Below are 13,904 nucleotides of genomic sequence, written 5' to 3'. Positions count from 1 at the left end.
AGAAATGAAAAACATATTTAAGATAATAATCAACAGTATTATTATATTATGCAGTAGCCAGATCTCTGCCCAAGTTGGAGACAACAGCACACAGAAAAAAAATATTGTCGCCTTTCCTACTTCCGCAAATGCGTATGCGATGGACAAAGTGGGAAAGCTTCCGGTTGATATGTTTAGAGGAAAAGTCAATATCAATATTCCTTTTTATACGGTGAATGTGGATGGAGTTAATATTCCTGTTTCCCTGTCATATAATACTGGGGGAATAAAATTAAATGAGGTGGCCAGTGTTGCAGGCTTAGGTTGGGCTTTAAATATTCCGGGCAGTATCAACCAGAATATTGTAGATAAAGATGACAAGTATTCTTCAATGTACACCAAAAATATCAATACCGTATACTCTAATATTACAAATATTGGCATGTATGACAATGATTTCCGTCAAATAGTAGATGATCATTATGAAGGCGTATATGATACAAGACCCGATATGTTCAATTATTCCCTTCCATTCGGAGGAGGAAGCTTTATTTTTAATAATGATACAGGACATACAATTCCTCATGAGGATCTGTTGATTACTGCTACAAATAATAAAAAAAACATTAAAATTGTAAGTACGGACGGGGCTTCTTATTTTTTAAGTATTAAGAACTCTACATTATTAGACTCAGGTGTTCCGGGAAGTACAAGTTCTGGCTCACAAACACTTTATCAGATAGATAGTATAACAACTCCAAACAATAAGAAAATTTCATTTGAATATGCTAAATCATATTCTTATGAGGAAAAAAGTATTACGGAAAGAGCTAATATTGACATTACCAAAGTTATCAATCCAAATGCATTGTTCCCACCACCTTTACCTGATTATGAAAGGTATATTGGCTATGTTGTTAATATGGAAAAATTAATTACAAAAATTAATTTTCCCGATGGAGCTATATATTTCAACTATTCTAATGACGGTTTACCATTTTCTGACGGGACAAACATAAGAAAAGATCTTGCAGGGCCTGGCGGTGTGGCATTGCGACAGATTCTCGTAAAAGACAATTATGGTAAAATCATCAAGAATTATCAGCTGAATTTCTCCTATTTTGCTTCAAACACAGGAAATGACTTTCAAAACTTTAGGTTGAAGTTATCGAATGTTTATGATGCATTACAAAATAATTATTATAAGTTCTATTATGATGAAAGTATTCCTTTCCCTGCGCGTAATTCTAATAATGATGATTATTGGGGATATATTAATGCTACCACGTTCGGTGAAAACTCTGCTAATCTTCCTTCTCAGATTTATACGGATATTACATCTGAGAATATTACAGTAAAACCCGGACATACAAGAGACCGTAATACAAATCCTACTTATACACAGATTGGTATTTTAAATAAAATCGAGTATCCAACCGGTGGAAGTAAAAATTTGTATTATGAAAATGCCAGTAAATTTTTTAAGAAAACAAATTATCAATGGGGGTATATCGACAATTTTGCTACGGTTCTCAGTGAACCTTCAGGAGGTCTAAGTGATGGTTTTGGGAATGTAAATCAGACCGTTAATATTCCTTCAAACTTTCTTGAAGGAAAGGATTCCCCAAAAGTGAAATTGACATTTGGGAATACCTGCCAAAATAATGTAGATGATGAAACCAATCAGGTTCATGACACATCCTGTTACGGAAATGCAATATATAATGGCCTTAATTATGGAACAAATGGAAAACCTGCAGAATTTGAAGTTCCTGTTGAGGGTACTTCAATTAATGTATCTTTATCTCGAACCGGTAAATGTCAGTGTGGATATTCTTTAGGTGTTATATATGGAAAGTTCAATACCATTAATTCTAATGTCTCTATTGGTGGACTTAGGATTAAGAAAATTGAAGATAAAAATGAAAATAATATTGTAAATGCATATAATTATAAATACGAAGTCTTGGATACAATTTCCAATACGAATAAAAGTAGTGGAGTTCTGAATATGCCTTTTCAATATACCAGATTGCTAACAAGATATACGATGACTGCAACAAATGAAGTAGAATTACAAAATGGTCCTGCTGTACAACACTATCTTGTTGTAAATAATTCAAGTACCAATTATAATACCTACGGTTCTTCAGACATTATTACTTACAAACAGGTGACAGAATACAATGATTTAGGAGAAAATATCAATGTTTTTTCGCAGGTCAATAATTTAGATAGTGATAGGATGTATAGTAATGTATATTCAAATTATGATGACTGGAAAAATGGATTTCTGGAAAAGAATATTATTTTAAATAAATTAAAAGATACTTTAAAAGTTGAAACCAATAAATACGCATTTAATTATCTGAAAAACCCAAAAGCAGGCTTTATAACAGCAGATCCTAATCAGATGGGATTTGCTCTAAATTTGGATATAGCAAAGTTTCCGAAAAGGGTTACTTATGATCAAGCGGGACATCCCATATATGTGCAAAATTATTTATTAACTAAATCAATTATAGGAATTAATTCTGGAAAAGTAGAAAAAATAGAATCTAAGACTTCAGAATATTTCCCTGGAAATAAAGTCATAGAAACCGTTACGAAATCTGAATATTATGATACAGATATTAACAAGCCTATAAATGTGAAAACAGTGTCTGTAAAAAGTTCAGACAATACCGTCACAGAAACCTCTTATCAATATGCTCATGAAAGAGGCAACCAGCTGATGATCGGTAAGAATATGGTAGCTATTCCTCTGGAAACTTCAACCACTCAAACTATGGGAAGTACTACAAAAACGTTATCAAAAACAGAAACGATTTATCCAAAAACAACAGCGGAGATAACGAACAACAGCTCTTCTCTTGTACTGCCACTATCTGTGCTTTCTTATGATCTTCAGACTAATGTACCTTCCACAGAAGCTACCTACGATAAATATGATTCCAGGGGTAACATACAGCAATACACCACAAGAAGCGGAATTTCTACAACGGTGATCTGGGGCTACAACAAAAGCCAGCCTATTGCCAAAATCGAAGGAGCTAAACTTTCTGATATTGCTCAGTCATTAATTGACAATATTGTCAGTGCTTCAGATAATGATGCCCAACTGGGTACCGATGCTTCAGAGCAGTCTCTGGTTGCGGCTTTAGATTTGTTCAGAAATAATTCTGCATTATCGGGCTATCAGATCAGTACCTATACCTGCGATCCGTTAATTGGAGTAAGAAGCATCACCCCGCCATCCGGAATCAGAGAGCTTTACAAATACGATACGGCCAACAGACTTGAAAAAGTGATTGACGTGAATGGAAAAGTGCTGAAAGAATACCAATACAACTATAAAAACTAAACACAGACATGAAAAAGATAATCATTCCCATCGGGGCTTTGCTGATGGGTCATTCAGCTCATGCACAGCTTACCCAGGGAGAAAACTATGTGTATTCCAAATCTTATCTTGATTATAATGCCGGTGGTCAGCCTACAAAAACGTCTGAAACCGTACAGTATATAGATGGTCTTGGAAGACCCAAACAGGTTGTTAATGTAAAAGCCTCGCCTTTAGGAAGAGATGTGGTTACTCATATAGAATACGACCAGTTCGGAAGACAGATCTATGATTTTCTACCCGTTCCTCAGACCGGAACTCAAAATGGAGGAATTGTCCCTTCGTCATTAGCTAATGCTACCCAACCCGATATTTACGGATCGGAAAAGATCTATTCAGAAAAAGTATTGGAAAACTCTCCATTAGACAGGATTCTTCTTCAGACTCAGGTTGGAAATGCCTGGAATGATAAACCTGTAAAGTTTTATTACAATGCTAATGTAAACAATGAAGTATTTAAATATGTTCCTCATACAATTTGGGAAAACGGAGCTACCAAAACAACATTAACTCTTTCCGTCTACGAACCTAACCAACTGTACAAAAATACCGTTCTGGATGAAGATGGAAATAATACAACAGAGTTTAAAAATGGTCAGGGACAAACCGTTTTGGTGAGAAAAATGCTCAATGAAACAGATTATGCAGATACCTACTATGTTTATAACGAATATAATCAGCTGGCTGTGGTCGTTCCGCCATTGGCTGTCAACAAAGCTATAACAGAAACTTTATTGAATGATTTGTGCTATCAATACCGCTATGATGGAAGAGGCAGGCTTGTAGAAAAGAAACTTCCGGGCAAAGGCTGGGAATATATGGTGTACGATAAAGCAGACCGACTACTTCTTACTCAGGATGCTGTGATGGCCTCACAAAACAAATGGCTGATGACCAAATATGATATGTTGGGGAGAGTGGCTTATACGGGAATAGTAAACAATACCAGTAGTAGAACTGCCTTGCAAAATCAGATTGCAGATCTGGTTATTTATGATGCCAGACATCTAACGGGTTTCGTAAGGAATGGAATAACCGTTTATTATACCAGTGTATATCTAAACGTAGATACACTTTTATCCGTTAACTATTATGACTCCTATCCTCAGGGGTATGGCTTCAATCCTCCTTTCCCTTCTACTATTCAGGGTGAGCCGATTTTAACAGAAACACCTTCTTCTGACAACAGAAGCACCAAAGGACTTGCTGTGATGAGCATGGTCAAGAATATCGAAGATGATAACTGGACGAAGAACTACTCCTACTACGATACCAAAGGCCGGCCAGTAAGCACTTATTCCATTAATCATCTTGGAGGGTATACCAAAACAGAATCTAAACTGGATTTTGCAGGGGTTGCACAGACCGTTATTACCAAACATAAAAGACTGGCCACAGATACGGAAAAAGTCATCACCGAAACCTTCACGTATGACCATCAAAACAGAATGCTTGTTCACAAGCACCAGGTAGATGGGAACCCTGAAGAGATTCTTGCTCAGAATAAGTACAACGAGCTTTCCCAGCTTGAAAACAAAAAAGTCGGAGGAATTAGTGTTGGATCACCGCTTCAAAGCTTAGATTACAAATACAATATCAGAGGCTGGATGACCCAGATTAATGATCCTGCAGCTTTGAATGGAAAACTGTTTGGATATAAAGTAAAATATACAGATCCTGTTTACAATAGTATTTCTCCAGGAAAATTCAATGGGAATATTGCTGAAATTGATTGGAATATGTCAACGGTCAATAATCTGAAAAGATACAACTACACCTATGATAAACTCAACAGGTTAACCGATGCCGAATACGCAGAACCGGAGACTACCAATCCTCACAATAAGAATTTTGATGAACGTTTAACCTACGATTTAAATGGAAATATTTCATTCTTAAAAAGAAATGCCCTTCCTGTTTTTGGCTCAACATCCACACAGGTGGATGATCTTGAGTATAAATATATTGGAAACCGCTTGAATCAGGTGATTGAAAGCTCTTTAAATGATACAGGATATGAAGGAGGAAACAATATCATTGATTATGACCTGAACGGGAATATGATCAATATGAAAGATAAAGGGATCCAAACCATTACATACAATTATCTAAGCCTGCCAGACACCTTTGATATTGTACAGAACACGATGGGGGTTACTGTCCGCTCTAGTCTTGGTTATCTTTACCGTGCAGACGGAACCAAGCTGAAAAAAATCTATACCAGCAGAAGAGATGGAAGAGGGACCACAACTACAACACGAATGACAGATTATCTGGATGGTTTCCAGTACAGCTATATTGATTCGGGAGATGGGTTTCAACCCTGTCTGGGCTGCAGAACAGAATCTGCTTTTGAAGAGCAGGCCTATGAAAATGTGGGCAAAACATTTCCCGGTCTTGGTGGAACCCCGGAATGGAAACTGGATTTTGTCCCAACTGCTGAAGGATTTTACAGTTTCACAGAAAACCGTTATATTTACCAGTACAGGGACCACCTGGGAAATGCCAGAGTTAGTTTTGCCAAAAACAGCGAAGGAGCTGTTGAAGTAACAGATACCAATAACTATTATCCATTTGGGTTGAACCATATTGAGGGCATGTTGAGCAGTTCTAATTTTGGAGGATATTACAGTTATAAGTACAACGGCAAGGAGTTGCAAGAGACCGGAATGTATGATTATGGCGCGAGATTTTACATGCCGGATATTGGGAGATGGGGTGTTGTTGACCCGTTGGCGGAATTATACAGACGTTGGTCGCCGTATAATTATGCTGTAAACAATCCGATAAGGTTTATCGATCCTGATGGAAGATTTATTATAGATCCTAATGCTACTAAAGAACAAAAGAGAGCAATCAAAGCAGCTATTAGAGAAATGAGAAAAATGATAAATGATAAGGATGTACAGGCTGCAGTTTTAAAATATGGTCAATTGGATTTAAAACAATTAAAAGAAGATTTAAAAGATGGAAAAGGTCCAACTATTAAAGTAGCAAATTTAAGTGGTGCTTATGGTGAGTTCACACCAGGTATTAGTTCAAATGAGATACGTGTAGACGAAGATTTATTAAAGAAACAAGATGCAGCAAAAGGAGAAGACAAGAAAGATTACGATTTTTTGACAGGAGTGACGATATTACATGAGAATACACATAGAGGTGATGATCAAGATAATGTTGATTATCCTGGTGAAGAAGGAGAGCAAATGGAGCAAGATTCCTTTGGAAGAATTGTTGATGAATCTAATATGAATGCTGCAAGAAAAGATTTTGAAAATAAGAAAAATACAACAAAAACTACTACATCCACTACAACACCAACGACTTCTACTACAACGACTCCAATCCCGATAACACCAACAACGCCATGAGGATACTATTTTTTTTAGTTTTAATAATAAATTATTCTTGTTTTGCTCAGAATAATGTCGATAAGTATAAAAGTACTCAGGATACTTATACCGTAAATATTGTAATTATTGAAAAAGCTCTAGATTTAAAAAATTTTAAACCATATTTGCATTTGGAAATTCCAGATAGAAATAATATATCATTTTATAGTTTGTATCCTTTACAGCCTAATGATAGTGAATATTTTGACTTATTTTCTAAACACGTTAAAATTCTTCAAAAAGGAATGGAACATAGAAATAGAAATTTAATAAGACTATTAAACGTAACTCAATCTGGAAGCATCTTAAACCTTACTTTTGATTATAAAATAGAAGGTATTGTGATAAATGTTCAAATAGATTCTAAAGATAATAAGTATACTGTTATTGATTATAAAATTATGGAAAGATAAGAATAATAATTGCCCCCCGCTCATTGACATATGCTAGTTTGCTTTTGTAAAGCAAACGGGTGAAATAAAAAGAAAAGCCAACTTTTAGAAGTTGGCTTTGTTATTTTACATCTTGTAGCACGTTTGAGAGTGCATCTTTAAGTTTTCGTTTACCTATAAAAGCGTCGAGCATTGTGTAGATTGTTTGTTTTTCTTCATCGGAAAGACTTTCCATCAGAGCTACTTTTTCCATCAGGGATTTATCGAGAGAATTAATCTCTTTGAGTTCATCGGTAGAGGCAAAAAGTTCTGCAAGTGTTATTCCCAAAGCTTTGGCAATGCGTTCCAAGGTATTTACGGACGGGTCTGTCTTGCCGTTTTCAATACGGCTGTATTGCGCAGTATCTAAACCTGCATTTATCGTTACTTCCTTTTGGGAAAGGTTCTTTGCGGTTCTTATTCTTTTGATATTTTCCCCGACGTTCATATTGTTGACTTTTACTACAACAAATTTAGCAAATACTTCCATATTTAGAAGTAGGTAAATTTATATATTGTATAATAATACAATTTAATATATCTTTTTTGTGTTGTAAAAAAAGTCAAAAACTTTTATTCTATGGAAATCTCTGAAATAAAATCCCAGTTATCAATTGCTACTATCTTGCAGTATTACGGCTTAAAGCCGGATAAGAGTTCTAAAATGTGCTGTCCATTCCACGAGGACAAAACGCCGAGTATGCAGGTTTACTACAAAACACAGACGGCTTATTGTTTTTCTTCCAATTGCAAGACCCACGGCAAAAGTATGGATGTGATAGATTTTATAATGCACAAGGAGAATTTATCAAAGCACGAAGCGATAAAAAAAGCTGGAGAGATTTTGAATCCAGGTTCCGGAAATCAAGAGATAAGCAGAGAAAAGTTCCTAACCAATATGTTCCAATATTTTAGGAATGCGATAAGCAACAGCAAACCAGCAAAGGAATATTTGGAAAAGAGAAATCTTGACAACTCAATTTTAGAAATCGGCTACAACTCTGCCCAGTTCCATCACGGGGAAAGGAAAACGGAAGAATTGTTGAGACAGGCTTTAGAAGTTGGATTGTTACAGGACAAAGGATTGATAAACAGCAGAACCGGAGAAAAGGGATTTAGTCCTTTTGCGAAATGGTGTATCTGTTTTGCACTTAGAAATCAGAAAAACGAAGTTACAGGATTATACTTCAGAAGCATTTTAAACAATGATAAAGCCAAGCATTATTATCTGAAAGACCGAAAAGGAATCTATCCAAACTATCCGAAAAAGGAAACTAAAAAACTGATATTAACAGAAGCAATAATCGATTGTGCGAGTTTACTCCAGATAAAAGAAATCAGGGACAATTATAGTCTGATAAGTTGCTTTGGAACAAATGGATTGAATGAAGAGATTTTAAACTCAATAAAAAGTTTAGAGAATTTGGAAGAAATTATTTTCTGTTTTGACAATGACGATGCAGGAAAAAAGGCAGTTAAGAAATATGCCGAAGAATTTAAGAATTACAAAGTCTCTACAATTGAACTTCCTAATAATGATGTAAACGAAACGCTACAGCTCCACAATGAAGAAATATTTATAGAATTACTAAAGAATCGAAACGATATTTTTCTTTCATCTGAAAAAATAAGAGTTACGGAAGCGGAGCCAAAGACAGTACCAGGAGCAGAACCGAAAACAGCAATCGACTTTTTAGAGCAGAAAGACTTACTAAAATCCTTAAATCAGTTAATTGAAAAAGCCGGAATTATTGGCGAAGAAAACAGCAGATTATTATTGTTTTTGATTACGATAAGTTACCTAAATAAAAGTCCATTGCACGGAATTGTACAAGGAAGTTCGGGAAGTGGAAAAACCCATATTATAAGCAGGATTGCAGATTTAATGCCACAAGAAGATGTACTGAGATTTACGAGAATTACAGAATCAAGTCTATACAATTGGGGAGAATTTGATTTACACGGAAAGATTATCATCATTGAAGATTTGGACGGATTAAAGGAAGATGCATTGTATGCGCTGAGAGAATTTATATCGAACCAAGTTCTAAGAAGTTCCGTAACCATCAAGGATAAAAAGGGAAATAATAAATCTTCCCATAAAATTGTAAAAGGACAGTTCAGCAGTTTAAGTGCAACTACAAAAGGCGAATTGTATGAGGATAATATGAATCGAAGTTTTATTGTCGCCATCAACGAAAGCGAGGAGCAGACCAGGAAAATCATTGACTATCAGAACCTGAAAAATGCAGGAATGATAGACAGGAACAACGAGCAGAAAGCTATCCATTTTATACAGAAATTGGTCAAGAATCTGAAATGTTACGAAGTGGTAAACCCTTACGCAATGGAACTCCAGTTGCCCGATAAAGTGAAGAATAAAAGGCGGTTGAACGAAATGGTACAAAGCATTATCAAGCAAATCACCATCCTAAATCAATATCAGAGAAAACAGACCGATGACGGAAAACTCATCACAGAAATCGAAGATTTAGAACAGGGAATTGAGATTTTATTCGAGAGTATTATTTTGAAGATTGATGAGCTGGACGGAAGCCTGAGACAGTTTTTAGAGAAGTTGAAGAAACGTTTTGAACAGAGAGAATTTAACAGGTTCGAAGCAATGGAATATACAGGTTTTAAGAAAAGCCAATTGCAGGTTTATCTGAACGAATTGGTACGGTTGGAATATCTGAAACAGAAAGGTTTTGTAAACAAAGGATTTACCTATAAAATCGGCTACAGCGACGATATCGGAAAAGTCAGACAGGAATTAAAAGACCACTTCCATAAAATCATAGAAGGTTTAAAAGTTAAGAATAAATAATTGCCTGACTTGCAAAGTCCGGAAGCTAGCGGAAACTAAACGGAAACAAGAGTTATTAAAAATCAATAGGTTATAGTAAAAAATCGTTTGTTTCCCATTTTCCACAGAAAACACAAAAGCAAAACCGTCATACTAATACAAATGGATGAAGAAAATATACTACAATTTAGAAAAGAATTACAGAATTTAGGGTATTGTAAAACCGTTATAAACTCCTATCCAAATCAGATTGCAAAGTTTTTAAAATATATCCGGAAAGAAAATTTTGAAGTACAAACGGGAGATATTTTAGATTATTACAGTTATCTGAAAACGGTCATAAGTCCGAGAACCAAAAAGCCTTTAAGCGACAATTATCTCCACTCTATTTTATTAGCCATCAAACTCTACTTTGAATATTTACAAAGATCCGGAACCATAAAACTCAATCCTTACCAGCTGAAAATTAAAACTCCGAAATCAGAAGAGAGAAAAGTATTTACAGACGAAGAAATCAGAAGATTATACAATAAAAGCAGCGGATTACAAACCATCATATTACATCTGTGTTATGCGTGCGGAATGAGGAGAAGCGAAGCATCAGAACTAAAGATTAAGGATATTGATTTAGAAAATAATCTACTCTACATCAAAAAAGGAAAAGGCAAAAAACGCAGAGTAATCCCATTTACCAAACAGGTTAAAAAAGATCTTGAGAAATTTTTAGAAACCAGAGTCCGGAACCAGGACGAAAAACTGATCACCCAAAACCCTTACGAAGAATTTAGAAAATTACTCCGGAAAACAGGATTGGAAAACAAAGGATTTACATTGCACTGTTTACGGCATACAATTGCGACACAGTTATTAGAACAGGGAATGGAGCTGGAGAAAGTACGGGATTTTTTAGGACACGAATATTTAGGAACCACACAGATTTATACACACATAAAGTTTAGGAATTAATGGGAAATAATAAAAAAGTCCCCTTTGGGGATTTAGGGGCTTATCTGCAAAATGAATTATCTGAAGGAACTGTAAAAAACTATCTCTACGAAATAGAAAAGTTTAAAAAGCATAATAAAAATCCGGAGAAACTGAGCTATCAAAACCTAATGGAATATGTAGAATACTTAAGAAAAAGCTATACTCCACAAAGCGTAAAAAGAACTATTTATGCGATCAAAAAATACTATGATTATTTAGTAGAAACAGGGAAAATAAAAACTAATATTGCAGGAAATATCAGGATAAAAGACGGCAAAGAAAACCCGATACAATTACAGGAACTGCTCACAGAAAAGGAATTACAAAAGCTTTTAGAACCAAGAAAAGAACGTTATCCGATATTAGAAAAGAGAAACCAAATCATAATGAGTTTACTGGTAAATCAGGCGTTATTGGTTGGAGAAATTGAAAGATTAAAGATTGAAAATTTAGATCTGAAAAATGCAAAAATAAAAGTTCAGAAAACAGGAATTACCAACGAAAGAATATTAGATTTAAAAGCAGAACAAATACTATTATTTTATCAATATTTACAGGAAGATAGAACAAAATTACAAAGACAAAAAACTTCTTTTTTTCTACTGAATAAACTCGGTTCAGCAATTACAAAAGATGATATTAATTATTTAGTATCAACGTATCAGAAAGGTTTTACAAAGAAATTGACAAGTGTAAAAATCCGACAAAGCGTTATCAAACTGAAATTAGACCAGGGCGAAAACTTAAGAAAAGTACAATGTTTTGCAGGTCACAAACACGCAGATACAACCGAGAAATACAAAGAAACCGGAATCAATGCATTACAAACAGCGATTAACCAGTTCCATCCGCTTGCATTTTGAATTAAATATCCCACCCTCCAAATAAAAAAGACATTTTCCTCCAAAGCTCAAACCCTCCAACTCTCCCACGCAAAACCGCCACAGCAAATTACATAATCAAAATTATACGCAAAGCAGCCGCAAAACGTTGCCTTCCACTCCGACAAGCTTCGTTCCTGGCAAATCCCTCATTGCCTATAATTTGAGATTATGCAAAATGCTTTCCTTTTGTTTGGGCAAAGCCCGCACAATCCAACGCTTTTAGCCAACGCTTTGCAGAATCTTTCCAGCTCCGAAAAATACCTTTTTCTCCACCGCTTCAACCACCCGAATCAAGGAAAAGATGCGCCAACGCTGAATGAAGCCGGGAATAGAAAATTTAGTTTGTAAAAGAATGTGGATTTGTGGATAAAGCCAGGGCTAAAGCAGCACCAATTTTACCCACAAGTCCACATTTACAACAACAGCGACAACAATACCACCGGAACCACAAAACAAATCGAAAGAAAGTATATATTTGTAAAATAATAGTCCACCCTGCCAGGTGGACTACTGAAAACTAAATTGAAAGAAAGTGATTACAACCGGGTTTGTAATCACTTTTTTGCTTTTCCTGCATTTTTAGAAACGATAACAAAACCTATCATTGCTAAAATAACAAGGAAAAGCATTACGAGAATTATGATAATATTTTCCATAGTCACAAATATAATATCATGTTTTATAAAAAATCGGTTTGCTAAAACCTTTGTGTAATAATACCGTGGTTATTAAAAACAAAATAAAAAATCTTATATTAAAATCATTTAATACAGCAAATAAAAACATTGTCTGCTTACAAACAAAGTTATTTTTGCTTGAGTTACTTGCATATTATTTGTAAAATTAAATTGAAAATGTACTCTTATTTTGACAAAAATATAATTGCTGTCAAAAAAAAAGTTGCGACGCGCTTTTAAGTCCCTATTTATCGGCAATCCAAAATCTATTTTTTCAATTGAAAAGAAAAAATCTACACGGAATTTTATTTTTCAACTGAATTAAATTTTTATATTTGAAAAAGCGGGCAAGCGCAGACGATCACAATGAAAAGCCTCGCGCGAAGAAAGGTTGAGTAGGAAGTTTGGAAAAATTTGAGCGGGATTGTACAACTATAAGTACAACGGGAAGGAGTTGCAGGAGACCGGAATGTATGATTACGGCGCAAGATTTTATATGCCGGATATTGGACGATGGGGTGTACATGATCCTTTGAGTGAGTTACAGTTTGCTTACAGTCCATATTCATATGTCTATGGGAATCCTATAAGATTTAATGATCCAACCGGAATGATTGGAGAGGAAGATCCACCAAAGAAAGGTTCTACTCCTAATAATCCTATTGAAATTGGTGAAATTAAGCTGACAAAAAATGTGAGTGATTCTAAGCTGTCATTTATGGGAATCCAAAGTTTAAGTGCTTATCATGGTTCTCAGGACAGATTAGCTTTTGGTATCAGAAATAGTAAAGCAGCTCTTGCTACAGAGAAATTTGAAAGAAACCTAGCTTTTACTATGGGAACTTTCCTAATGGGTGGAAGTAATCTTGTAGCTTCTGCAGGGTGGGCTACTCTTGATGCAGTGGTTGATTATCAGGATCAGGAAACCCAAGAAGCTGTGGGAGCAATACAATTGGCGGCAGTATTATTTCAGCTAAAAAAAGGAAATATAAGTGGAATAAAAAAATTAGCTGACGATATTGTCGAACAAGGTTTTTCGTTAAATAAGCACGGTGAGCTAACTAATGGAGTATATACAGTGTCGCAAGGAGCTATGAACAGGCATGTTTTTGCTGGTGTTTATGGTAAAAGTCTTTTTTATCGAACAGTTGACGCTAATGTTGCTGTTTTAAAAGCAGCCCAATATGCTGATCAAGCAGGTTTGTGGATTGGAAATAAAGCAAAGGTTACAGTTACTAATACAAATATTGGTGTATTAGCAAATGGAAAACATACAAATGTTATTAATGTTTATAGAAAACCTAATGGTAACATTCATGGTTCTCCAGGATCAATGAGATAATTA

At 35.1% G+C, this 13,904-nt stretch carries 9 protein-coding genes; 8 read left to right on the top strand and 1 reads right to left on the bottom strand.

Annotation, left to right across the window (positions count from 1 at the left end):
• The first annotated feature begins 4 nt into the window (after positions 1–4).
• The 3 genes from LC419_RS11290 to LC419_RS11280 are packed head-to-tail and all read left to right on the top strand — an operon-like array spanning position 5 to position 7,187.
• Entirely contained in the window at positions 5–3,343 is a 3,339-nt protein-coding gene (locus LC419_RS11290; protein ID WP_223607429.1) for a hypothetical protein, read from the top strand.
• A gap of 8 nt (positions 3,344–3,351) precedes the next feature.
• Positions 3,352–6,753, top strand: coding sequence for a DUF6443 domain-containing protein (locus tag LC419_RS11285; RefSeq protein ID WP_223607428.1), 3,402 nt, complete (start codon positions 3,352–3,354; stop codon positions 6,751–6,753).
• Positions 6,750–7,187 (top strand): hypothetical protein, encoded by a 438-nt coding sequence (locus tag LC419_RS11280; RefSeq protein ID WP_223607427.1) that lies wholly within the window; start codon positions 6,750–6,752, stop codon positions 7,185–7,187. The genes LC419_RS11285 and LC419_RS11280 overlap by 4 nt, the downstream gene beginning before the upstream one ends.
• A 100-nt stretch (positions 7,188–7,287) precedes the next feature.
• On the opposite strand, the gene LC419_RS11275 is transcribed toward LC419_RS11280, so the two are convergent.
• A complete protein-coding gene (locus tag LC419_RS11275; protein ID WP_223607426.1) occupies positions 7,288–7,695 on the bottom strand; it encodes a helix-turn-helix domain-containing protein in 408 nt (135 codons plus the stop codon).
• A 90-nt stretch (positions 7,696–7,785) separates the two neighbouring features.
• Between LC419_RS11275 and LC419_RS11270 the strand changes: the two genes are divergently transcribed.
• The 5 genes from LC419_RS11270 (at position 7,786) to LC419_RS11250 (ending at position 13,901) form a co-directional block, all read left to right on the top strand.
• The gene (locus LC419_RS11270; protein WP_223607425.1) at positions 7,786–10,032 is read left to right on the top strand and encodes a CHC2 zinc finger domain-containing protein; all 2,247 of its coding nucleotides are present in this window, start codon (positions 7,786–7,788) and stop codon (positions 10,030–10,032) included.
• A gap of 141 nt (positions 10,033–10,173) precedes the next feature.
• Complete coding sequence (locus tag LC419_RS11265; protein ID WP_223607424.1) at positions 10,174–10,977, top strand: tyrosine-type recombinase/integrase; 804 nt, start codon at positions 10,174–10,176, stop codon at positions 10,975–10,977.
• A complete protein-coding gene (locus tag LC419_RS11260; RefSeq protein WP_223607423.1) occupies positions 10,977–11,861 on the top strand; it encodes a tyrosine-type recombinase/integrase in 885 nt (294 codons plus the stop codon). The genes LC419_RS11265 and LC419_RS11260 overlap by 1 nt, the downstream gene beginning before the upstream one ends.
• Before the next feature lie 189 nt (positions 11,862–12,050).
• A complete protein-coding gene (locus LC419_RS11255; protein WP_223607422.1) occupies positions 12,051–12,230 on the top strand; it encodes a hypothetical protein in 180 nt (59 codons plus the stop codon).
• A 753-nt stretch (positions 12,231–12,983) separates the two neighbouring features.
• Entirely contained in the window at positions 12,984–13,901 is a 918-nt protein-coding gene (locus tag LC419_RS11250) for an RHS repeat-associated core domain-containing protein (protein ID WP_223607421.1), read from the top strand.
• The last annotated feature ends 3 nt before the right edge of the window (positions 13,902–13,904 follow it).

Source organism: Chryseobacterium sp. OSA05B (assembly GCF_019970065.1).
Lineage (GTDB): Bacteria > Bacteroidota > Bacteroidia > Flavobacteriales > Weeksellaceae > Chryseobacterium.
Note: the sequence above shows the minus strand (reverse complement) of the source record. Positions and strands in the feature narration are given on the sequence as shown.